The sequence below is a fragment of the Ruthenibacterium sp. genome (assembly GCF_017421385.1).
Classification (GTDB): domain Bacteria; phylum Bacillota; class Clostridia; order Oscillospirales; family Ruminococcaceae; genus Ruthenibacterium; species Ruthenibacterium lactatiformans.
Genome location: NZ_JAFOIN010000081.1, coordinates 168,905 through 191,699 on the forward strand (window position 1 = coordinate 168,905; position 22,795 = coordinate 191,699).

At 60.7% G+C, this 22,795-nt stretch carries 21 protein-coding genes; 6 read left to right on the forward strand and 15 right to left on the reverse strand.

Annotated features, from left to right (window positions below; all coding sequences use genetic code 11):
* Positions 1-31: 31 nt before the first annotated feature.
* Complete coding sequence (locus tag IIY41_RS09865; protein ID WP_009324110.1) at positions 32-1,342, reverse strand: MFS transporter; 1,311 nt, start codon at positions 1,340-1,342, stop codon at positions 32-34.
* A 23-nt stretch (positions 1,343-1,365) separates the two neighbouring features.
* Entirely contained in the window at positions 1,366-2,127 is a 762-nt protein-coding gene (locus IIY41_RS09870; RefSeq protein ID WP_009324111.1) for a PIG-L deacetylase family protein, read from the reverse strand.
* Between the two features lie 242 nt (positions 2,128-2,369).
* Between IIY41_RS09870 and IIY41_RS09875 the strand changes: the two genes are divergently transcribed.
* Positions 2,370-3,452 carry an LCP family protein gene (locus IIY41_RS09875; RefSeq protein ID WP_055080203.1) on the forward strand — a complete coding sequence of 361 codons (1,083 nt, stop codon included), beginning with the start codon at positions 2,370-2,372 and terminating at the stop codon, positions 3,450-3,452.
* A gap of 75 nt (positions 3,453-3,527) precedes the next feature.
* On the opposite strand, the gene IIY41_RS09880 is transcribed toward IIY41_RS09875, so the two are convergent.
* Positions 3,528-3,854: a HEAT repeat domain-containing protein gene (locus IIY41_RS09880; protein WP_050006294.1), complete on the reverse strand. Its 327-nt coding sequence runs from the start codon at positions 3,852-3,854 to the stop codon at positions 3,528-3,530.
* A 219-nt stretch (positions 3,855-4,073) separates the two neighbouring features.
* Positions 4,074-5,615, reverse strand: coding sequence for a UDP-glucose--hexose-1-phosphate uridylyltransferase (locus IIY41_RS09885; protein WP_287400549.1), 1,542 nt, complete (start codon positions 5,613-5,615; stop codon positions 4,074-4,076).
* 483 nt (positions 5,616-6,098) lie between these two features.
* Here IIY41_RS09885 and asnS point away from each other — a divergent pair, with 483 nt between their 5' ends.
* Positions 6,099-7,484, forward strand: coding sequence for an asparagine--tRNA ligase (gene asnS, locus IIY41_RS09890; protein WP_055080201.1), 1,386 nt, complete (start codon positions 6,099-6,101; stop codon positions 7,482-7,484).
* Between the two features lie 54 nt (positions 7,485-7,538).
* Here the strand turns inward: asnS and IIY41_RS09895 are convergent, their stop codons facing one another.
* Positions 7,539-7,670 carry a hypothetical protein gene (locus IIY41_RS09895; protein WP_009324116.1) on the reverse strand — a complete coding sequence of 44 codons (132 nt, stop codon included), beginning with the start codon at positions 7,668-7,670 and terminating at the stop codon, positions 7,539-7,541.
* Positions 7,671-7,758: 88 nt separating this feature from the next.
* Positions 7,759-8,751, reverse strand: a complete 993-nt coding sequence (locus IIY41_RS09900; RefSeq protein ID WP_055080200.1) for a helix-turn-helix transcriptional regulator — start codon at positions 8,749-8,751, stop codon at positions 7,759-7,761.
* A gap of 145 nt (positions 8,752-8,896) precedes the next feature.
* On the opposite strand from IIY41_RS09900, the gene IIY41_RS09905 reads away from it, so the two are divergent.
* Positions 8,897-10,240, forward strand: coding sequence for an MATE family efflux transporter (locus IIY41_RS09905; protein WP_055080199.1), 1,344 nt, complete (start codon positions 8,897-8,899; stop codon positions 10,238-10,240).
* Positions 10,241-10,370: 130 nt separating this feature from the next.
* Here the strand turns inward: IIY41_RS09905 and IIY41_RS09910 are convergent, their stop codons facing one another.
* The 5 genes from IIY41_RS09910 to IIY41_RS09930 form a co-directional block, all read right to left on the reverse strand.
* Positions 10,371-10,970, reverse strand: a complete 600-nt coding sequence (locus IIY41_RS09910) for an HD domain-containing protein (protein ID WP_050006290.1) — start codon at positions 10,968-10,970, stop codon at positions 10,371-10,373.
* 78 nt (positions 10,971-11,048) lie between these two features.
* Entirely contained in the window at positions 11,049-12,020 is a 972-nt protein-coding gene (gene gluQRS, locus IIY41_RS09915; protein WP_050006289.1) for a tRNA glutamyl-Q(34) synthetase GluQRS, read from the reverse strand.
* The gene (locus IIY41_RS09920) at positions 12,004-12,834 is read right to left on the reverse strand and encodes a nitroreductase family protein (RefSeq protein WP_009321692.1); all 831 of its coding nucleotides are present in this window, start codon (positions 12,832-12,834) and stop codon (positions 12,004-12,006) included. The genes gluQRS and IIY41_RS09920 overlap by 17 nt, the downstream gene beginning before the upstream one ends.
* On the reverse strand, positions 12,835-13,449 hold the full coding sequence (locus IIY41_RS09925; RefSeq protein WP_009321693.1) for a GNAT family N-acetyltransferase: 615 nt from the start codon (positions 13,447-13,449) through the stop codon (positions 12,835-12,837).
* Between the two features lie 262 nt (positions 13,450-13,711).
* Positions 13,712-15,412, reverse strand: coding sequence for an ammonium transporter (locus tag IIY41_RS09930; RefSeq protein ID WP_287400558.1), 1,701 nt, complete (start codon positions 15,410-15,412; stop codon positions 13,712-13,714).
* 468 nt (positions 15,413-15,880) lie between these two features.
* Between IIY41_RS09930 and IIY41_RS09935 the strand changes: the two genes are divergently transcribed.
* The 3 genes from IIY41_RS09935 to IIY41_RS09945 all read left to right on the forward strand — a co-directional run bounded on the left by IIY41_RS09935 (position 15,881) and on the right by IIY41_RS09945 (position 17,639).
* On the forward strand, positions 15,881-16,618 hold the full coding sequence (locus tag IIY41_RS09935) for a lysophospholipid acyltransferase family protein (RefSeq protein ID WP_050006284.1): 738 nt from the start codon (positions 15,881-15,883) through the stop codon (positions 16,616-16,618).
* Positions 16,619-16,697: 79 nt separating this feature from the next.
* Positions 16,698-17,441: a hypothetical protein gene (locus tag IIY41_RS09940; RefSeq protein WP_009321696.1), complete on the forward strand. Its 744-nt coding sequence runs from the start codon at positions 16,698-16,700 to the stop codon at positions 17,439-17,441.
* 24 nt (positions 17,442-17,465) lie between these two features.
* Positions 17,466-17,639: a hypothetical protein gene (locus IIY41_RS09945; RefSeq protein ID WP_009321697.1), complete on the forward strand. Its 174-nt coding sequence runs from the start codon at positions 17,466-17,468 to the stop codon at positions 17,637-17,639.
* Positions 17,640-17,768: 129 nt separating this feature from the next.
* On the opposite strand, the gene IIY41_RS09950 is transcribed toward IIY41_RS09945, so the two are convergent.
* The 4 genes from IIY41_RS09950 to IIY41_RS09965 form a co-directional block, all read right to left on the reverse strand.
* The gene (locus IIY41_RS09950; RefSeq protein WP_278657999.1) at positions 17,769-18,413 is read right to left on the reverse strand and encodes a class I SAM-dependent methyltransferase; all 645 of its coding nucleotides are present in this window, start codon (positions 18,411-18,413) and stop codon (positions 17,769-17,771) included.
* A gap of 70 nt (positions 18,414-18,483) precedes the next feature.
* A complete protein-coding gene (locus IIY41_RS09955) occupies positions 18,484-20,349 on the reverse strand; it encodes an SGNH/GDSL hydrolase family protein (protein WP_117460043.1) in 1,866 nt (621 codons plus the stop codon).
* 182 nt (positions 20,350-20,531) lie between these two features.
* On the reverse strand, positions 20,532-21,881 hold the full coding sequence (locus IIY41_RS09960; RefSeq protein WP_117460046.1) for an MATE family efflux transporter: 1,350 nt from the start codon (positions 21,879-21,881) through the stop codon (positions 20,532-20,534).
* A 211-nt stretch (positions 21,882-22,092) separates the two neighbouring features.
* A complete protein-coding gene (locus tag IIY41_RS09965; protein ID WP_009321701.1) occupies positions 22,093-22,647 on the reverse strand; it encodes an ECF transporter S component in 555 nt (184 codons plus the stop codon).
* Positions 22,648-22,795: the final 148 nt, after the last annotated feature.

Sequence of the window (22,795 nt, forward strand, 5' to 3'; positions counted from 1 at the left end):
AATGCGCAGAAGCGCCGGGCGGCGGAGGGATCTACAGCTTTGCTGCGGGCTTTGCGGCCCTGGCGGCGGGAGCGCGGAAGCGCACAAGCAGAGAGGCGCACACAGAGAGCGCCATCAGCGCGATGGGAAAGACGATCATCATAAAGCGGGCGGCAGTGCCGGGCATTGCGCCGGGGTTTTCGCCGGATTCAAAGCCGAACAGCGTGAACAGCAGAAGAAAAACGCCGCTGCGCGTCAGGCTGGAAAGACGGGTGATAAAGCTGATGCCCGCGAAGAACGTGGCCTCGCGGCGCACGCCATAGCGGGCCGCGTCGTCCTCGATGAGCACGGAATTCACCATGTCCAGGTTGGCGGTCACGCCCGCGATGCCCACACCCACCAATACGCCGGCAAGGCATGCGGGCAGCAGGCTGTGCACAAAGTACATCGGCACCAGCGAAAGTCCCAGCCACGCCAGCGCGATGCGCCAGCATTTAAGCGTGCCCAGCCGGTTGATAAGGCGGTACCAGAGGTACATCGAGGGGATGGCGCTGACGAACACGGCCGCGGAGAGAAATGTGGCGTTGCTGTCCGGCAGCTGCAGCGCGTACTTGATGTAGAACGGAATGCCCGCCAGCAACAGCCCGCTGGTGGACTGGTAGAAAAAGTGGGAGACGGACACAAGCCAGAAATTGGCGTTGGTGGCCAGAGCTTTCAACGAAGCCAGCAGGCCGGGCTGTTCGCTTTGGCTGAATTCACTGCGCTCCCGGCACCCCAGTATGGAATAAAGGATGAGCGCGCCGCTGAGCAGCCCCAGCGCCAGCGCCGTGGCGCGGTAACCGATGGCCGCAGTGATCATGGGCACCAGCGAAACGCCGATGATCATGCCCACCAGCTGCATGGCCTGCCGCAGGGCGTTCGCCTGGTTGCGGCGCTTTTCATCGCGGTACAGCTCGGGCAGCAGGGAGTGGTAGTTCACGGTGGAGATGGTGTTGCCCGTCTCTGTCAGCATCAGAAATACCGTGAAATATACGGCCAGCCCCACGCCCGTGCCCAGGGATGCGGGCGGGCTGAAAAACAGGATGGACGAAAGCACGAACACAGGCACGCTCACCAGCAGCCAGGGTTTGCGCCGTCCCCAGCGGGTGCGTGTGCGGTCCGACAGATAACCCGCGATGGGGTCGTTGAAAGCGTCCCAAACCGCATACAGCACATTGCCCAGCGCGATCAGCTTCATGGAAAGGCCGATGGTCTCGGTGTAAAAAAAGGTGCCGTAAGTAACGTACATGTATCCTGCGATAGACAAACCGAACATCGCCAGAGAATAGCGCCAGGGGCGGTTGCAGGTCTTGTTTTTTTCCATATTCTCGCCTCTTTCGATCGTATTCAGATGCGCGCGGCATCCACAAAGCAGTGCGCGTGCAGCGGAGAAAGAACTTTCAGCCCCTCGCCCAGCGCAAAGTTCTTACCCGCGGCCTGTTCTTTTCCCTTCATGCCGAAGTAGACGCGATACATGGCCAACGTCTGCGCATCCATCTGGCTGTCGTGCAGCGCGATGGCCTCGAACTTTTTTTCGAATACGGCGGAAATATCCACAACGGTATTGGGCTGCGCGGTAAAATAATAGCCGATGGCAGACGCGGCGTGCGGCTGCGTGTCCCCGCCGCCGGGAATGGCGGCGCGCCCGCTCATCAAAAAGGCGTTGGCTGCCGCGCGCCCTGTTACAACATGGTCCAGGTGGCTCTCGTAGGCCAGCCAGGGGTCCGGCGCGAAAATAGCGTCCGGCCGCACCTCGCGGATGACCCGGGCGATCTGTGCCGAAAGGCCCAGCACATCGTCCAGCGTGCCGTCGCCGAGGTCCAGAAAGTGGAACGCCTTTGCACCGAGGTGTGTTCCGGCGGCAATGGCTTCGGCGCGGCGCACACGTGCGGTCTCCTGAGGGGACGCCGTGCGGTTCTTATTCCCTTGGTCGCCGTTGGTGACGGTGAGGTAATGCACCGTGCAGCCCGCCTGCGCCAACACCGCCACGGTGCCGCCCATGCCGATCTCGTTGTCGTCGGGATGGGGCTGGATGCAGAGAGCACATTTGCTTTTCAGGATATCCGGCGGCGCAAGCAGCGCCGCGACGTCAAACGCGGGATTTTCCATAAACGGCCTCCTTTATATTGATGCTAAAACGCTAAATTAATTTAATTATAAAACAAAAATTTGTGAAATCAATCCAAAATGCGGGGAATATAAAATAAATGGCAAAAGACAAATGGAGGACTTTCGGGCTCTTCGGTACCTTGCGGAAAAATTTTATCCGGAAATTCCACAATTTTTTTATATTTCTGTGCTAGTATCAGTCTACAAAGGAAACAACGCGCCCGGCGCGGGGAGGCATTACAGTGAAGCACAGCTTTTCACGCAGAAAAAAGATATTCTTATCGGTAACGGCGGGGGTCGTGCTGGTTGTATTTTTGGCCGGCGCGGCGGGAGCCGCTTATATCAGCGGAAAAATGGACCTGCTGTCCCGCCCTTTGGCGGGACAGGGCGGCAGCAGCCAGAGCGGAACGGACCCCGGAGATGCAGTGCTCTCCTTTGACGGCATGGATCTGAGCGGCATCGACGTGATGGAAAACGGCGGCAGCATCGCGCCGCCGGAGGGCGGGGTTAACATCAACAGCGGCGTCATCAACGTTCTGCTGATCGGCTCCGACGAACGGGAAAACAGCGCCGACGGCAGCGCCCGCGCGGACTCCATCATGATGCTTTCGGTGGACAGCAGAAAGAACACATGGAAGCTGGTATCCTTCGAGCGCGGCGTGGGCGTTTCCATTCCGAACCGCGGTGACGACTGGCTGACGCATACCTACGCCTACGGCGGCGCGAACCTGCTGATGAAAACGCTGCAGGAGTATTTCAAAGTGGATGTGAGCCGGTATGTGAAGATCGATTTTTCCCTGTTTGAGACCGCCATTACCGACATTGGCGGCGTGGTGGTGGATATGAGCCAGGCGGAGGCCGATTATATGAACGGCATCGCCGGGGAGCAGAAATGGACGGCGGGCACGGCGCGGCTGGATGGCCCCACCGCGTTGGTGTATGCGCGCATGCGCAAGCTGGACAGCGACTGGGAGCGTGTGGAGCGCCAGCGTGAAGTTGTGCAGGCTGCGGCGGACCAGGTGGCCACGCTGAGCCTGCCCAAGCTGGACCTCATCGCAAACAAGCTGCTGCCCCGCATCGAAACGAACCTTACCAACGGTGAGCTGTGGCAGCTTTTGTTTAAGATGCCCGTGCTGCTGGGAAAGCAGGCACAGCAGATGACAGTGCCCGAACGCGAGGAGACGTGGTCCATCTCATCCGGCCTGCAAAGCTCATTGATCGGGTGCGATTTTGCCGCCGAGGCCGACAGACTGGACCGTTTCCTACGGGGGGAGTCGTCCGGAGAGGGAGCGGACCACGTGTCTGCGGCAGCCCCGTCTGCATAAAAAACGAGTGTATGGAAAACCAAAACGGGAGCTGCTTTTAAAGCAGCTCCCGTTTTGGTTTTTGTGCCTGAAGCTTCAGCCGCCGCCATGCAGCTTACCCACAGCGTCCTTGATGGCCGCTGCCACCCGCTCATCCTTTTCCACGCCCAGATGATGCATAAGAAGCGTATGCGCGCGCGGGTCGCCAAGATCACCCAGCGCGGAAGCGCTGGCGGAACGGATCTCGGGGTCGTCGTCCAGCAGCAGGGTGATGAGGACGTTGCAGGCATTGTCCTTTCCGGCCCTGCCCAGCCCGGCAATGGCGGCAAGACGGACGTTTTTGTCGCGGTCATGCACGAGCTTGACCAGCTCATCCTCTTTCCCCTTTTGAACACATTTTTCGATTTTTTCCAGTTTCCCCATACAGCATCGACCTTTCTAAGGTACGTTCCGAAAGCGGACGTATTTTTTCCTTGCATACAATGATACGAGCCATATTTGACAAAACACCGGAGAAAAAGTGAGCAAATTGTGAATAAATATTACAAATTTGAAATCGCAGCACGAAGCGGCGCGGATGCCGGACGAAACGGCATATTACGGGGCGCGGTTTTATTTCATTTGGGAGGGCGCCGTTCGGCCTTACAGCTTTTCGCAGCCCAGCGCGGCAAGAAAACGGTCGAAGGCGGCAAGACCGTCCGGTGTCAGCTTGAACACGCCCGCGTGCTCCAGGCACGTTTCAAACTTCGCGCCGATCTCCCGTTTCACAGCGTCCTGCGCCTGCTCGGGGGAGAGCGCCGTGCCGTATTTTTTCACCAAAAGGTCCAGCCAATCTGCGTGCTCCGGTGCGGCGGCTCTGCACGCTTTTGCGTCCGTTTGGCCGCACAGCACCGCCGCGATGGCTTCGCTCTGCTGCGCAAGGCGGCTGGGCAGGATGGCAAGGCCCATCACCTCGATGAGGCCGATGTTTTCTTTTTTGATGTGGTGGATCTCCCGGTGCGGATGGAAAATACCCTCGGGATACTGCTCTGTGGTGCGGTTGTTGCGGGGTACAAGGTCCAGCACATAGCCTTTTTTTTCGTCATAATGCAGGATAGGCGTGACGGTGTTGTGGGGCGTGGGGCTTCCGTTTTCCATGGTCTCGGCCAGGATGTCCGCCTCTGCATCCGAATAGCCGCGCCAGGTTTCCAGCAGCCTGCCCGCAAAGCCGATAAGCTGGGCGGCGTCCCGGCCGCACGCACGCACGGTGCTCACGGGCCAGCGGATGGTCTCGACGGAGATGTCCGGATACTCCGGCACACGGTAGCGGCACAGCGTTTCGGCGCTTTGCATGGGAAAGGCATAGCTGCCGCCCTGGAAGTGCATGTGGCTGAGGATGCTGCCGCCCACAATGGGCAGGTCCGCATTGCTGCCGCAGGTGTAGTGGGGGAACTGCGTCACAAAATCGAACAGCTGCTCAAAGGTGCGGGGCGTGATGGCCATGGGCGCATGCTCATGGGCGAACACGATGCAGTGCTCGTTGTAATATACATAGGGGCTGTACTGCAGATACCAGGTCTCTCCGCAGAGCGTCAGCGGCACCACACGGTGATTCTGGCGCGCGGGAAAATTCACGCGGCCCGCATAGCCGATGTTCTCGATGCACAGCATACATTTGGGATAGCTGGCTGCCGGCTGCAGGCGCTCCAGAGCGATGGTCTTGGGATCCTTTTCCGGTTTTGTGAGGTTGATGGTGATTTCCAGCCTGCCGTATTTGCAGGGATAGTCCCATTTGATGTTTTTGGCGATCTGCGCGGTGCGGATATAGTTGGATGCGATGCACAGGCCGTAGAAATAGCCCGTGGCCGCGCGCACGCCCTGCGTTTGCCGCAGCTGCTCGAACCGGACGGCCGTCTCGCTTTCCCGGGGCATCACCGCGCCCATGATGCGCGCCTCAAAATTTACGCGCAGAGCGGGCACCTCCCCGTCGTACAGGCCACGGGCCGCCGCGTCATCCAGCAGAGCGTCCAGCAGTACGGTGGGAACGTCCAGATGCTCCTCCGGCACGCCGTCCGCCCACGGCTCAGACAGGCCGAACAGGTCCAGCAGCGTGTTGCGCGCCACATAGGCGTCCAGCTCGCCGATGAGAGAATGTTGCAGGCTGAATTGAAGCAGCCGTTCGATCAAAAGCGCGGTGTGGGCCATGATTTTCCCTCCAAAGTCGGATAAAATATCGTTTCGTACATTTTAATTATAGGAGAGTGGCAGCGGGATTTCCATGTAGTTTTGTTGTATAAAACGGCGATTCTGTCGCGAAACGCGCTCTGTGCCCGCGGACGGACCCGTCTGCGGCTTGACAAGCGCCGTCGGGGATGATAGGATAAATACAATTCAAAGGCAGTGACGGAGAAAAGTAAGGCGGAACAGCCGGAAAAGCGAGCGGGGGAAGGTGGAAGCTCCGCGCCGCGCCCCGCCCGAAAGAACACTTCCGAGCCGCAACCCGAACGCCGGGCATGCACCGGCCGTAGGCACGCCGTGGGCAGCGCGTTAAGCTGCGGGCGCTTTTTGGCGCAGAAAAGTGGCCGCGCAAGCGGTAATTTAGGTGGCACCGCGGATTCGACAGCAATTCGTCCTAAAGGTTTGGGACATTTGGCTGTCGATTTTTCATTTTATGAAGGAGGATATCTCATGAAAAGGACAGAGATCCGCGCGCTTTTCGCATCCGCGCCTGCCGACGGCGCCTCCGTCACCGTGTGCGGCTGGGCCAAAACGGTGCGGGATTCCAAAAACATCGGTTTTATCGAGCTTTCCGACGGCTCCTGCTTCAAGCCGCTGCAGGTGGTGTTTGAAGCCGCCAAGCTGGAAAATTACAAGGACATTGCCAAAGCGGGCGTGGGCACCAGCCTTGTGGTGACAGGCCGCGTGGTGCTTACGCCGGGGGCCAAGCAGCCGCTGGAGGTGAACGCCGATTCCATCCGCGTGCTGGGCGCGTGCCCGCCGGAGTACCCGCTGCAGAAAAAGCGCCATACTGTGGAGTTCCTGCGTACCATGCCGCATCTGCGCCCGCGCACGAACACGTTCAGCGCGGCGTTCCGTGTGCGCAGCGTGGCGGCTTACGGCATCCACAAGTTTTTGCAGGAAAACGGTTTTGTATACGTGCATACGCCGCTGATCACCGGGTCGGACTGCGAAGGCGCGGGCGAGATGTTTCGCGTTACCACGCTGGACGCGGCCCAGCCGCCCCGAACGGAAGAAGGCGCGGTGGATTTTTCCCAGGATTTCTTCGGCCGCGCTACGAACCTGACGGTCTCCGGCCAGCTGGAGGGCGAGGCGATGGCCACGGCCTTCGGCAAGATCTATACCTTCGGCCCCACCTTCCGCGCCGAGAATTCCAACACACCGCGCCATGCGGCCGAGTTTTGGATGATCGAGCCGGAGATCGCCTTCGCGGACCTGGCGGATGAGATGGACCTCTCCGAGGCAATGGTGAAAAGCGTCATCGCTTATGTTCTGGAGACCTGCCCGGACGAGATGGCTTTCTTCAACCAGTTTTTCGACAAAACGCTTCTGGAGCGCCTGAACGCGCTGATAAACAGCGATTTTGCCCGCGTTTCTTACACGGAGGCCGTGGAGATCCTGAGCAAGCACAACGATTCGTTCCAGTATAAGGTGGAGTGGGGCACGGACCTGCAGACCGAACACGAACGCTTCCTCACCGAGCAGATCTATAAAAAGCCCGTATTTGTGACGGATTACCCCAAGGAGATCAAGTCTTTCTATATGCGTGTGAACGGCGACGGAAAGACCGTGGCTGCGGCGGATATGCTGGTGCCCGGCGTGGGTGAGCTGTGCGGCGGCAGCCAGCGTGAGGAGCGGCTGGACGTGCTGACGGCGCGTATGGATGAGCTGGGCCTTTCCCGCGCGGATTATGAGTGGTATCTGGAGCTGCGGCGCTTCGGTACTGTGGAGCACGCGGGCTTCGGCCTGGGCTTCGAGCGCCTGATCATGTATCTGACGGGCATCCCCAACATCCGCGACGTACTGCCGTTCCCGCGTACGGCCGGCGGCTTCTGAGTATTTGAAAAGGAAAGCGGCGCCCCGTACCAACAGGTGCGGGGCGCCGTGTGTTTATGCTGCTTCGTCGCAGTTGCGCGTATAATCGTCGAAATGCCGCTCGTACGGGGGCTCTTCCCAAGCGGGTACATAGAAATCCTCTTCCTCAAACACGCCTTTCGGCGCAAGCGCTGCCATTTTAACCATACCAAAGGCACTCCTTTCAAACATCGTGGTTTCTTTCGGTGTCTTTAGTATAGGATATTATATGTCCCATAATCAGGACTTTTAACGCTTATTCGTACTGCGCGAGCATCTCCCGGCAGAAGGCGGTGTATTCCCGCACCACGGCAGGCGGCCCAAGCAGCTTTGCGTCCGTGCCGAAGCCGGCCACCCAGCCCATGAACTGGGGGCTGACGACGGCCTGCACATGCACCCGGAAAAAGCTGCCGCCGTCGGGCAGCAGTGTGACCTCCTTGCCGAAGCGGTCCAGCACCACGCCGGCCAGCCGCGCGGCGAACCGCAGCTCTACGTCCTGCTGCGCACCGCCGAACATCCCGAACATCTGTTTGGCGTACTGCGCCATGTCGAAGCATTCGAATGTCGCCTTGCCCAGCCTGGACTCTTCCAGAACGGACAGATTCGCCATTTTGTCCACGCGGTAATGGCGGATGCCCGGCGGCGACGCTGTGTGGTCGTAGGCCACAAGATAATAGTTCTCATCGTCCCACACCAGCGCGTAAGGCGAGCGCTCGTAGAGCTGGCCGTCCCGGCGGTAGCGCACGGTTTTTTCCATAGTCCATTCAAAATAACGGAACGCAATCTGCCTGTCCTGTGAAATGGCCGTATGGATGGTATCGATGCTGTAATAAATACTCTCGTTCATGCTTTTTACGCGGCCTACCGCGTACACCTGCCGCTGCAGGCTCTGGGCCTCCCAGCGGGAGGCGAGGCCCTCCAGCTTGCGGATAAGCTCACGGCTTTTTTTGACGGAGAGGAATTTGGAGGACTGTACCGCGTCTACCAGCAGCTTCAGCTCCGGCAACTCGAACTCCCGGTGGGCAAGCTGGTAGCCACCCGCTCGGCCGCGGGTGGCGATGATATCCATGCCGTAATCCTCCAGCGCACGGAGATCATCGTAGATGCTTTTGCGCTCGGCGTGCACGCCCAGTTCCTCCAGCCGGGACAGGATGTCGCTCATAGAAAGCGCGTGGTCTTCGTCCGTTTCCCGGCGCAGCAGGTCGGCCAGGTACAGCAGCTTCAGTTTTTGTCCTTCGCTTTTCGGCATCCTGCACATCCTTTACAATGCTTTTTTGTGGAAAAAATTGAAAATTTTTTCAATCTGTTTTATACTGGTATCATAGCATGTCCCATGCGGGATGGCAAGGAACCGCCGTCCGTGCGCGGGCGGGAAAAAGAGGGGGAGCGTTGCCTTGATCACCGATATGTCCCAGGGGAGACCCGCCGCCATCCTGTGGCGGTTCACCATCCCCATGCTGCTGAGCGCGGTGTTCCAGCAGCTGTATAATGTGGCCGACAGCGTGGTGGCGGGCCGGTTTGTGGGCGAAGATGCGCTGGCTGCCGTGGGCGCGTCGTTTCCCATCACAATGATCTTCATGGCCGTGGCGCTGGGCAGCAACACGGGCTGCTCGGTCATCATCAGCCAGTTGTTCGGCGCGAAGGAGACGGCCCGCATGAAAACTGCGGTGTCCACCTCGGTTATTGCCATTCTGGCACTTTCGGCGCTGCTTACGGCCGGCGGCTTTCTGTTCTGCGAGCCGCTGATGCGCCTGCTGGGCACGCCGGAAAATGTGTTTGCGGATTCCCAGCTCTATTTGAATGTCTATATCGGCGGGCTGACGTTTTTGTTTTTGTACAATATTTGCACGGGCGTGTTCACGGCGCTGGGCGATTCCCGCACGCCGCTGTATTTCCTCATCGCTTCGAGCCTTGCGAACATCGTTATGGACGTGGTGTTCGTGGTGTGTTTTCACATGGGCATGGGCGGCGTGGCCTGGGCCACGTTTTTGTGCCAAGGCGTGGCCTCCGTTCTAGCGGCATGGACGCTGTTCCGGCGGCTGCGGGGCGTGCCCGCGCCGGAGCGGCATCCGCTGTTTTCCTGGCGGATGCTGGGGCGCATTGCGCGCATCGCCGTCCCCAGTATTTTACAGCAGAGCTTTATCTCCGTGGGCAACCTGTTCATCCAGAGCCTTGTCAACGGCTTTGGCTCCGCTGTGGTGGCCGGTTATTCCGCGGCGGTGAAGCTGAACACCTTTGCACTGACGGGCTTCACAACGCTGGGCAACGGCCTCTCCAGCTTCACGGCCCAGAATATCGGCGCGGGCCGTCCCGAACGTGTGAAGCAGGGGTTCCGCGCAGGCGCGGGCATGACGCTGTGCGTGGCCGTGCCGTTCATTGCGGCGTTCGTGTTCGCGGGGCCGCAGATGGTACGCCTGTTTTTGAGCGCTCCCAGCGCCGACGCGCTGGCACAGGGCACGCTGTTCCTGAACATCGTGGCGCCGTTCTATGTGCTCATTTCGCTGAAGCTGGCGGCGGACGGCGTGCTGCGCGGCGCGGGCTGCATGGGCCAGTTCATGACGGCTACGTTTACGGATCTGATCCTCCGTGTGATCCTGGCGTTCCTGCTTGCTCCGCGCTTCGGCGCCGCGGGCATCTGGATGTCCTGGCCGCTGGGGTGGGCAGTGGCGGCTGCGCTGTCGCTGGGTTTTTACTTTACAGGAGGCTGGCGCAAGCGCGTGGGCAGCATCGACAAATAGAAAAAACAAAGGGCGCGGCCATCGGCCGCGCCCTTTGCAGAAGGCCCGCTGTGCTCTGAATGGATTTATGGGAAGATAAAGCTTTTACCGCCCCGCCGCCCGTGCACCCGGCGCTGCCGCAGGGAGCACGTCAGCGGTAGATGCAATCTTCTATATGCGGGAGCAGGGTATAGATGGAATTCCCAATGAGCGCTTCAAAATATTCCTTATACTGATACGTTTTATTCCACCGGTCGATGGAAAACGGGTATATTCCATAGCGCCTTGTTGTGTCGATGAATCTTTTTTCCAAGATGCAAAAACCACTGGCGTCGGCAAGTGCATCGCAGAGAATGATCAGTTTGTCATAATCGTCATAGTCGAGGCCGTTCAGGAAATCCCGGATGAAGGCGTACTGCGCTGCGCTGATATCCTTCTTTCCGATGTCGGCTTCAATATCCTTGACGGGGAAGGAATGCGTCAGGCAGATCCTTGCGACCTCGTCCCATCCCCGCGCGGCGGCGTAATCGTATCCGTCGATGATGTGCCTGACAGCGGCCACTCCGGTTCTTCGGCCTATGTCGTGCAGCAGCCCGCAGACAAATGCCTTATCGCTGTCCATTTTATCGCAGCGCCCGGCAATCAGCTCTGCCGCATGCGCCACATTTCTGGAATGTTCCCCCCAGGGACCGGGATTCAGTTCCTCGGCCTTTGCCAGTTCCTGGAGTGCGGTTTTTCGGTCCGGAAACATATCGGCTCCTCCTTTTGCACAAATGCATTTACAGCCCCGGCAGAGCCATGGGCGCTGCTTGGCGTATTTCAGACGTCGTTATTCCGCGCGCGCTTCGTTCAGCAGCCGGGCGGGTACGGTGATATCCCGCCGGGGCACCTTTTCCCAGGAAAAGCATGCGGCCAGCGACCGGAGCGGCACCGGTTCCGGCGCGGGCTGCTGTCCGGCCAGAAAGGCTAGCCAGCCCGTCAGCTCCGCGGGCGTGAAGCGGGCGCGCAGCGCACCCATGTCCAGGCTTTTTTCCCGCTTGGAGAGCCGGACGCCCTCCGCGTTCACCAGCAGCGGCAAATGGTAGTATTCCGGCGTGGGCAGGCCCAACAGCCGCTGCAAAAAAATCTGGCGCGGCGTGCTGGAGAGCAGGTCCTGCCCGCGCACCACCTGCGTCACGCCCATGCGCGCGTCGTCCACCGCCACGGCCAGCTGGTAAGCATAGATACCGTCCGAGCGCCGCAGGATGAAATCGCCGCATTCCCGGGCGAGGTTCTGCGAAAAATGTCCAAGATGTCCGTCTGTGAAAGAAACGGACTCTTCCGGCACGGCAATGCGCAGAGCGGGCGCGCGCCGCCTGCGCAGAGCGTCCGCCTCGGCGGGAGAAAGCCGCGCGCACCGTCCGCCGTACAGTACGGCGCCGTCGGAAAGGTGCGGCGCGCTGGCGGCGTGCAGATCGGCCCGGGAACAGAAGCACGGGTAAACGCGGGCATGTTCTTTCAACATCTGCAGGGCCTGTGCGTACAGTTCGCTGCATTCACTTTGAAAATAGGGGCCGTCCGGCCCGCCTCTCCGGCCGCCTTCGTCCCAATCCAGCCCCAGCCAGGCCAGGTCCTCCTCCAGAAGGCGCGCGTGCTCCGGCTTGCAGCGTCGGACGTCCAGATCTTCGATCCGCAGTAGGAAGCGTCCGCCCCGGCTGCGGGCGGAAAGCCAGGCCAGCACAGCGCAGAACACATTGCCAAGATGCATCCGGCCCGAGGGGCTGGGCGCGAAGCGCCCGCACACGTCAGTCCGTTCCCGCATGGCTGTTCTCCGTCCTCCGGACGCCGCGCGCGTTTCCTTCCTCCGTGCCGGGCGTGCACTGCGCCGAAAAGGCGCGCAGGTATACCGCGGCCGAGCGGGACATCTCCCGTGAAAAAACGCTGTTGTATTTGCGCGCGCAGAATGCCTGCATCCGCGCGGCATAGTCCACGTCCGCGCGGCCTTCGGCGGCCTCGCGCGCGCGGTACATGGCCTCGTGTTCCTCCGGCGTCATGCGGCGGTAACGGTTTTCCCGTACGATATACCGCGCGTCGAAGCGGGCGGGCTTGCGTCGCTCCCGCTGCTGCTGCGTGGGCCGGCCCAGCACCAGCATGGCAGCGGGCACGGCGTAGGGAGGCAGAGCCAGTGCGCTGCGCACATCCTCGCAGTTTTCCAGAATATCCCCGATGTAGCAGCTGCCAAGGCCGAAGCTTTCGGCGGCCACCACCGTGTTTTGTGCGGCGATGGCCGCGTCCGCCGCGGCCAGCAGCAGGTCGCCCTCCCGCGGCGGACGGGGTGCGCAGCCCGCCGCGGCAAAGCCGTCGTACCAGCGCTGGCAGTCCGCCACGAACACCAGCACCACGGGTGCGTCCGCGATGAAGGGCTGGTGGTCGCACAGGTCGGCCAGGCGTGCCTTCAGCGCGGCGTCGGTGATGTCGAGGATGGTGTACAGCATCTGGTTGCCAGCCGTGGGGGCCTGCATGGCCGCCTGGAACAGCGCGTTTTTAACAGCCTGCGGCACAGGCTCCTCTGTGAACACGCGGACGGATTTGCGCGCGCAAAGCGCATCCAGTGTGGGATTGCGGTCAAATTCCATTCAAAGCACCTCCGGCGCGGGACGGCACAGGGCTGCCGCGTCGCGCAGTGATCGTTCCGTTTCGGCGGCGCCCAGCGCGCTCAGCGGCACAGGCGGCACGGGCACGGCAGGAAGCGGCTGCAACGTGAGCTGATAATAGGAAAGACCCAGCCACCGGCCGTCCTTGTAGCCCGCGTGGGGCAGGCGCGCGGCTTCGGCAAAGCCCATCCGCTCGTGGAAGGCGGCGCTGGCCGGGTTGGGGTGTGTGATGAGCGCAAAGCAGTTGACGTAGCCCTGCCTGCGCAGCAGAGCCAGCAATGCGGTGTACAGCGCGGTGGCGGCGTGCCGCCGGTGTGCGGCGGCAGACAGGTATACTGTGACCTCGGCGTCCCAGTCGTAGCCCCGGCGTGCGGCGAAGCGACCGGCGTAGGCATAGCCCAGTACCGCGCCGTCCTCCTCCGCAAGCAGCCAGGGAAAGCCCGTGTCCAGATGCTCCCGCAGCCGTCCGGAAAATTCCGCCAAAGACGGCGCCTCGTATTCCCAGCTGGCGGTGGAATGCTCCACATAAGGCGCGTAGACCGCCAGCATGCCGCCCGCGTCCTCCGGGCGCGCCATGCGCAGTGTGATGCCAGGCATCGTATCCCTCCCGTCCCGGCCGTGGCCGGGGTCATGCCGCCGGGCGGCAGAGCCGCGGCGGTTCAAGAAATATTATACGGCAAAGCCCCCGCCTGCGCAATGCGCAGGCGGGGGCTTTGTAAAACAGACCGGCTGCCTCCCCGGAAAGGCCCGCCGGAGCCGGAAAACCGAACAGGCCCTTGCGGCGAATTGAAAAAGAAAGGCTTTAAATAAAATCCTGCGAACGCAGGTCTCCACCCGGAAGGCACAGACGAAAGTATGATCAGTGAGTGTCCTGCAGGGCGGCCACGCCCTCCTCACCGGTGCGCACCTTCACAACATTTTCCACATTGTAGACAAAGATTTTACCGTCGCCGATGTGTCCGGTATACAGCACCTGCTTCGTGACGTCGATGACGCTGCGCACGGGCACCCTGCTCACGACGACCTCCACTTTCACCTTGGGCAGCAGTGTCACGTCCATGGGCACGCCGCGGTAGAATTCGCTCTGTCCCTTCTGCACGCCGCAGCCCAGCACCTGCGTCACGGTCAGGCCCGTCACACCGATGGAGGAAAGCGCCTCTTTCAGTGCATCAAAGCGGCTCTGCCGCAGCAGGATGACCACTTTGCTGATACGCGGCCCGGATGCGGGAGCGGCGGTGACGGTGGTGGTTTCCACCACAGGAACCGCTTCGTCGGCGCTTTTTGCCGGGACAGCGCCCTCAACAGTCTCCTGCACTTCAGGGCTTACCATGCCCAGCGACATGGGCGCAAAGTCCGCGTAGGCCGAGATGAGCCCGTGCTCGTGGATGTCCAGGCCGTCGATCTCCTCCTCGCGGGAAACGCGCAGGCCGATGGTCTTTTTCAGCAGGAAGAACACCAGTGTGATGGCAACGCCGACCCAAGCGCATACAGCCAGCACGCCCAACATCTGTACGCCCAGGAAGCCGAAGCCCCCGCCGTAAAACAGGCCGCCGTCCGTGGCGAACAGGCCCGTGAGCACAGTGCCCAGCGCGCCGTTGACAAAATGCACGCCGATGGCACCCACAGGGTCGTCAATTTTGAGCTTCTGGTCGATGAACTCAACGCCGAACACCACTGCGAAGCCCGCGATCAGCCCGATAATGGCCGCGCCGAACGGGTCCACTGCGTCGCAGCCGGCCGTGATGGCCACAAGCCCGGCCAGAGAACCGTTCAGCGTCATCGAGACGTCTGGCTTTTTGTAACGGCTCCAGGTAATGATCATCACCACACAGGTTGCCACAGCTGCGGCCAGGTTGGTATTGACGAAGATGAGGCTGGCGTTCACCAATGTCTCGTCCCCCGTCATCGAAACGGTGGAGCAGCCGTTGAAGCCGAACCAGCAGAACCACAGGATAAAGCAGCCCAGCGCGGCCAATGTAAGGCTGTGGCCCGGGATGGCGTTCGCCTTGCCGTCCTTCGTATATTTGCCGATGCGCGGCCCCACCATCTTTGCGCCGATGAGCGCGCACAGGCCGCCCACCATATGCACTGCCGTGCTGCCCGCAAAGTCGTGGAAGCCCAGCTGGCTCAGCCAGCCGCCGCCCCAGATCCAATGCCCGCCGACAGGGTAAACGATCAGGCTTATGGCTACGCTGTAAATGCAATAAGAAAGGAACTTGGTGCGCTCCGCCATCGCGCCGGAGACGATGGTGGCCGCCGTGGCGCAGAACACCGTTTGAAAAATGACGAACGCCCAGGACGGGAACGTGCTGCTGTAATCGCCCAGGATGAACGGGTCGAACCCGCCAATCAACGCGCCGTCCCCCGCGAACATGATGCCGAAGCCTGCCAGCCAAAAGGCAACGGTGCCGAGGGCAAAATCCATCAGGTTTTTCATGATGATGTTGCCCGCATTTTTGGCGCGTGTCAGGCCGGTCTCCACCATCGCAAAGCCCGCCTGCATGAAGAATACCAGCGCCGCGCCCAGCAGCACCCAAATGGTGTCTACGGATGAATACATAATGACCCCTCCTCAATTTTTTACGCTTTTCAACCGCGGAAATACAACAAAAAAGGCGCCGCCGGATGTCCGGCAGCGCCTTCGCTGTTGTTGCATTCAGTTTACGCGCCGGGACGTGGCATGTCAAGCCCGCGGCGGCAAAATTGCGCCTTTGTACAAGGCGCATCCAAAATCAGACCGTAAAGTTTAGAATATATGCACAAGACCAAACAGACAAAAAGCGCGGATAAAAATACAAATATTGGCGGACCGTATAACAAAAAAGGAAAAAATACGATTTTTTTCCCGCTTGTTCACAACTCTGCCACTTTTTTTGTGTAAAATCGGGCTATACTAACAACAGAGCAGCACCGAGGCCATGCTGCGCGGCAAAACTGTTTGCGTATTCGCCCGGTTTGCGGTATCATAGAAAAAGTATGCAGGCCGCCGGACGCGGAAAGCCCGGCGCGGAAAAGGAATGATACCGGTATGGCAATATTGCGGACGATTGTGTGGTTTTTCTATTTCTTCGGCGCGCTCATCGTGCTTACGCCGAAAATGAACGAGGCAAAGCGGCGCAAGGCCGCGGGGGATGAGAGCGGCTGCCGGGCCATCGTGGACAGATATGTGCCCATGTGGATGTCCACTCTGATGCGCATTGCCGGATGTACCGTTACGGTGAACGGGCTGGAAAACATTCCGAAGGACCGGGCCGTGGTATTCACGCCCAACCACCAGAGCGATTATGATATCCCCATCACGCTGGTGCATCTGGACAGGCCCCACGCGCTGGTGGCGAAGGTGGAGACGTTGAAGATCCCACTGGTGCGCACCTGGATGAAGCTGTTCGACTGTGTGTTCATCGACCGCAAAAATCCCCGCCAGGCTGTCACGGCCATGAAGGAAGCAGGCGCGCTGCTGGCGCGGGGCGAAAGTGTCATCGTGTTCCCCGAAGGCACGCGCAGCAAGGGCGACGCCATGGGCGAGTTCAAGCACGGCGCGTTCAAAATGGCCTTTGCGGCGGGTGCGCCCGTGGTGCCCGTCGTCATCGACGGGAGCTATAAGATCATGGAGGCAAACCACAACCTGATGTGTCCCGGCCATGTGACCATGACCGTGCTGCCGCCCATCGAGACCGCCGGGCTGGACCGGGCGGCGCAGAAAGCGCTGCCGGACGAGGTGGCCCGGCGCATTGCCGCGCACAAGGATAAAACCACAGCGCACTGACGCCGCGCAGCGGCGTATGCATAAAAGCGTGCGGGCAGGCCCGCCGCGACACATATAACAGAAAGAGGGAAACACGTGTATGGCAAGCCCGCGCTACACACTGAACATCAAGCCCGAGGACCTGCAGCCCGAACAGCCGAAGCATGAGATGACCGGCAAGGAAAAACGGGAAAATTTCTGGTTCTATCACAAATGGCATGTGATCGTCGGCATTGTGGCCGCGCTGATGGTCTTTTCGTTCGTTTGGGAGATCGCCACCCAGGTGCATCCGGATTATACCATCGGCATCCTCACCACGACAGGTGTGCCCATGGGCACCGGCGAGGCACTGGCCGAGCAGCTCAAGCCGTATTTTGACGACCGCAACGGCGACGGAGAGGTCGTTGTGAGCGTGATGGAATACACCATCGGGAAAGACGCGGATTCCATCGCGGACCCCAACGTCCAGATGGCGAACATCACGAAGTTGTCCGGCGACATCGACGGCGGCGAGAGCATGCTGTTCCTTGTGGACGATATGGAGTATTTCCAGGAGCAGTATATGCTGTTCGCCTACAACGACGGCACATCTCCCGCAGAGGGCGAAAAGCCGGACTATGCGCGCATGGGCGTGCGCTGGGGAGACTGTCCGGCGCTCACGTCGCTGGAGCTGGGCGCGTCGGAGAACTTCGACGGTTCGCAGGGGTATGATTACCAGACATTTTTGCAGGACTACAAGCTGGTGCCCCGCGTTTATACGGGCACCAAGCTGGAAAAGGATGAGGACGCCGCCGCGTATTACGAAAAGGCGATGTCGGTGTTCCATACTCTGACGCGGCAGTGAACGAACGGAAAAGGAGGAAGGCGTATGCTTCCCTGGCAGTGGATCCTGATGGCTGCGGTGGCCGCGGCGCTGGTGATTCTGGGCGTGCTGGTGCTGGCGGCAGTGGCGGCCAGCCGTTCCAGGCCGCGCCCGGAGCAGCTTACGCCCACCCAGCGCACGCAGAACCCGTACCGCCGCTTTTACGGCGGTAGAAAGTAGGCGCGGCGCGCGCTGCTCTCTTGGAGCTGAGATAAAAAAGCCGGAGCCCGGCGGGATTTTCCCGCCGGGCTCCGGCCTCTTTTTATCGGTTTGCAATGAAGCTCATTCGATGCTTGGCTGTTTTTTGCGTCAAACAGGCTGCGGAGAGTCGTGCCGCCCGATGGAAAGCACCCCCGCGCAGTGGGAAAGCCGCGCGAAGGAAAGGCGCAGGCTGGGCAGAGCACCGGCAAGCAGCTGCGCCACGGCATAATCCTCGCCGCAGTCCCAGGCCGTCCCGGCCGCGGCATGGCAGGCATCCAGCTCGGCCTGCGTTTCAAAAGCCACGTCTCCTATCAGACATTCGCCGCCGGGGCTGAGACGGCGGGACAATTCCAGCAGGAACGCGGGTTTCCCGGCGTCCGGCACATGGTGGAAAGCATAGGTGCTGATGATAAAATCGAACGTCCTGCCCTCCAGCGCGGGGGGCAGGCCCCGTGTGAAATCATACAGATACAATTCCGCGCAGGGCATCTTGGCGCGGGCGGCGTCCAGCATATTCTGGGAAAAATCCACTCCGGCTACCGGATGGCCGGCCGCGTACAGGCGTGCTGTCAGCATGCCTGTCCCGAAGCCCAAGTCCAACACATCGGCGCCGGGACGGCTGTTCACACGGGCCTCAATAAGAGACAGCACCGCATCGTAGCCTGCGAAGGGATATTCCCCCGCATCGTGGGAATGGCGGACGCTGGCGTCATAACCGGCGGCCCATTCGTCGAAACCCTTGCTGTTGAGCATAAAAAACCTTCTTTCTGCCTGATAGAAAAAATGAAAGCCGCCCGCCACAAAAAGGGCAGGCGGCGAAAAGCTATGCGGCAGGGGCGGGGATAGAGGTAGTTGCGGGAGGAGCCCAGTTTGGGTCCTGTCCACCGGCACCGCAGACTGTACAGCTGCGGGCGCCCGTGCTTGGATCCGTCGTCCCCCAAGTATGGGGCTGCAGTTCCGTGGGTGCAGGGCACCCGGCGGCGGAGCAGGTGCGCTTGTGATTCGCGCCGTCACCCGCATCCGTCCAGCCGCTCCAGGCATGGACATGTTCGGCGGGCGGCGCGGTCCAGTTGGGGTCCTTTCCGGCCGCGCCGCAGACAGTGCAGGTGCGCATACCAGTAGCCTGGTCCGTTGCGCCCCAGGAGTGGGCCTGTGTTTCCGTAGGGGCGGGACATCCGGCAACGGAGCAGGTGCGTTTGTGGTTTACGCCATCGCCGGCGTCCGTCCACCCGCTCCAACTGTGGGTATGAGTGTCAAGAATGGCGTGACATGTGGGCTGTGTACAGTAAATGTGCATTTTGGTGGCGTCGCTGGGGTCTGCCGTCCAGTTGCCTTTGATATGGTTCTCCGTCTCGGTCTTGGGCGGGTTGGTGCAGCCGCTGGCCGTGCAGGTGCGCGTATGCGTGCCGTTGCCCGCGTCCGTCCAGCTGCCGAAACTGTGCGTGTGCTTATTTTTGAACGTCACCCACACACTGATGGATTCCAGCTTTGTATTTGCGGGCACGGTGAAGGTCAGCGTGCCGTTGTTCACATTTTCAATGCGTCCCTCGGTGCAGCCCCATTCCAGCGAATAGCCTTCCTTGGCGGTGGCCGTCACGGTGGAGCACGTTTCGCCGGGCTTCACCTTCTGCGTCAGCGTGCCAGACAGCGAGCCGCCGTCTTTGCCGTCCTTGATGGAGAACGTGACGGTAACGCCCTCGGCTTCGGAGCTGGACGAGCTGGAGCTGCTGGACGCCGCCTGCGGGTTGAAGGTCTCCTCCGGCGTGGCCGTGTGCGTGGGGATGGTGGTCAGCGCCGGGCGGCGGTCCTCGGTCTCGTAGGTGTGCGTGCGCACATAGTCGATCAGCGCTTTGGCGCCCTGCTCATTCAAATGCAGGCCGTCCTCGATCATATACGAAGCTCTGGCAAAGCCCGTGGCGGGGTCCTTCAGGGCCTCGCTGCTGTTCAGGAACCGGTAGCCGTCCTCCTTGGCAAGGTCCGCCAGAGCTTTGTTGAATTCGTCGATGGCCTTCTGCGCGGCGGCCGCGCCCGTGCGCGTCTGCGCCACGGGCGGTACGGCGTTGATGATGATATCCGCGTAGGGCCATTCCTTTTTGATGGCCTCCAGAGCACTGCGGTACTGGTTTTTGAATGTGTCCGCAGTGGAATTGGTGTTATTGGTGCCGTATGTGATGACGATGCGCCGGGGCTGCATCATGGAGACGGCCTTGGCGACATACACCGGGCTGGATGAACCCTTGAAGTACATGCACGGCGTGCTGGTGACATGCTGGATGCCCATACCCACGGCGCTCAGGTTGTTCTGCCACGTTGTCAGGCCGTAGGCCACCAGGCGGTAGGTGTTGGAATCGCCCAGAAACATCGTTTCGTCAATGTACGTCTGGCCGCCGTCCGCAGTCTCCGGCAGGATGGTGCCGTCGTAGGCCTGTTTGTCCAGCGCGTCCGCGTCCGGGTCATAGCTGCCGCTCTGGGAAGCGGAGACAGACGACGAAGACGGTGCGGACGAGGAGGCATCCACGGGCGCGGCGTCGGGCAGCAGGGACATCACAAGAATAGCGAGCAGCGCGATGATGAGCGCGGCGGCGCATACCAGGATGGCGATGTCGATGGGGCTGCCTTTCTTTACGCGGCCGAAAAAGCGCGCCAGCGCTTTGCCGGCCTTGCGGAAATATCGTTGGATCTGTTGCACGGCGTTTCCTCCTAAGATGGCCCGTTCGTGTACAATACGGGCATTCTAACGTTTCCATTGTACACGATTGTAACGCGGAAAGCCACCGTTTTCTTTCAAAAAGAACGGTGGCTTTTCGGGGTTTTCTTCCTGTTTGTGCGTTTTTTGCCAAAAAACGTCCGGTTCGGGCCTGTGACCCGGCCTCAGCGGGCGCGGGCCAGCGCGTTGTTTTGCTGGCGGCGAAGCTCGGCCAGATAGGCGGGCACCAGCATCACGGCTGCGCCCGTCCAGGCCACCGGGTTTGCCAGGCACACGCCGACATAGCCCAGGAAGCGGGAGAGGAGGATGGCGGCGGCCAGGCGCATGGCGAGCTCCACACCGCCGGAGATCAGCGGCATCACGGCGTTGCCCAGGCCTTGCAGCGCGTTGCGGTAAACGAACAGCACGCCCAGGGCCAGAATGAAAACCGCTTCGATATTTAAAAACTGTACCGACGCGGCGATGACGGCCGTCTCACCCGGGTCCACGAACCAGGTGGTGATGGGCGCGGCAAACAGCCATACCACCACGGCCGCGGCCAGCCCGGCAATGAGGTTGAGCACCGTGGCCTTGCGCACGCCGTCCTTCACGCGGTCCAGCTTGCCGGCGCCCGCGTTCTGCGCGGTAAAAGTGGCTGCGGCCAGCCCGAAGGTGAACGTGGGCTGCGTCGTCAGCTGCTCCACCTTGGAGGCGGCGGTGTATGCCGCCACCACCGTGGAGCCGAAGCCGTTGATGGTCACCTGTAAAATCATGCAGCCGATGGCCGTTACGCTGTTGGACAGCGCCGTGGGAATGCCCATCCGGGCAAGGCGGCGCACCATCGGGCCGTGCCAGGCCCAGTCGGCCCGGCCTGTGCGCAGGATGGGGAATTTTTTCAGCATATAGACCAGGCACAGCAGCGCCGAAACGCCCTGAGAAAGGATGGTGGCCCAGGCGGCGCCCGCCACGCCCATGGAGAACGTCACAACGAACAGAAGGTCCAGCACGACGTTCAGCGCGCTGGAGAGGCACAGGAAATACAACGGCGTTTTGCTGTCGCCCACGGCGCGCAGCAGGCCGGAGAACAGATTGTAAAACAGGCTCGCGCCCAGCCCCAGAAAGATGATGCCGATGTATGCAGCGCTGTCGCTGAAGATGTTTTCCGGCGTGTTCATGGCGCGCAGCATCGGTTCTGTGCCAAGAAAACTGGCCGCCGTAGCCACGGCGGTGACGATGAGGGACAGCAGCATCGTCATGGCCACGCACCGGCGCAGCCCGGCCTCGTCCCGCGCGCCGAAGCGCTGTGACACCACCACGCAGAACCCGTTGGCAAGCCCGATGACAAAGCCCAGCACCAGGAACGACATACCGCCCGTGGCGCCCACGGCGGCCAGCGCGTCCACGCCCACAAAGCGGCCCACGATCATGGCGTCCACCATGCTGTAAAACTGCTGGAAGATATTGCCCACCAGCATGGGCAGAGAAAACCGGAGCAGCAGCCGCATGGGGCTGCCCGAAGTCATATCCGTAACCAAAAAAGCACCTTTCCTTTCCCGAAAAGCGGCGCTTCGGAGCCGTGTGCCCCGCGCCGCGCGGAGCCGAAAACAGCCCTGCACAAAACGCTATTCTAGCCCATCCGGGCACCGATGAAAAGCCTTTTTTTGAAATTTGCGATATTTTTCCGAATTGGACAAAAAAGCACGGCCCGGAAGGCTCCGGGCCGTGCTTTTTGCCTGTCTGCAGAGGTTATTCGCTTAGAATGCCCGCCTTGCGCAGCGCGGGCCGCACGGCTTTTGCAAGCAGCACGGACACTACCACGGCCAGCACCGCGTTGATGAGGGACGTGACGCCCTTTGTCACGAGCTGCGTCTGCACCGCGCCCAGAGCCTGCCCCTCGATGTAAAACTTCATGATGAAGGACTTCAGCAGGTACAGCGCCACATACGTCACGCTGCCCACGGACGCGCCCAGCACGTCCCGTCCCAGCGAGATATTACCGCTCCGGTGGGCGATGAGCCCGGCCAGAAAGCCGATGAAAAATTTTGTGATGAATGTGATCCAGCTTTCCGCGATGTACAGCGGATTCGTAAAGTCGAACAGCATACTGCCGAAGCCGGAGGCAAGGCCGCCCGTCAGGGGCCCGAACAGCAGGCCGGACAGCGCGCAGAACACATTGCCCAGATGAATGCGCGCTACCTCCCCGATGGGGATCTGTATCCAGCTGAATACGAATACCAGAGCGCTCAGCAGGCCCGTGACGGCCAGCCTGCGCACGGTGAACCGGTTGGATGTTTTTTCCATGAATACCACTCCTCTTTGTTTTTGCCCTGCGCCGCGAATTTCCGGTTGACAGGGCCGCCGCTTTCGCTTATCCTCAATTATAGAAGATTGTGAACTGATTAAAATACTCAATTTATGAATATTTTATAAGGTCAGATTGGAGGACAGG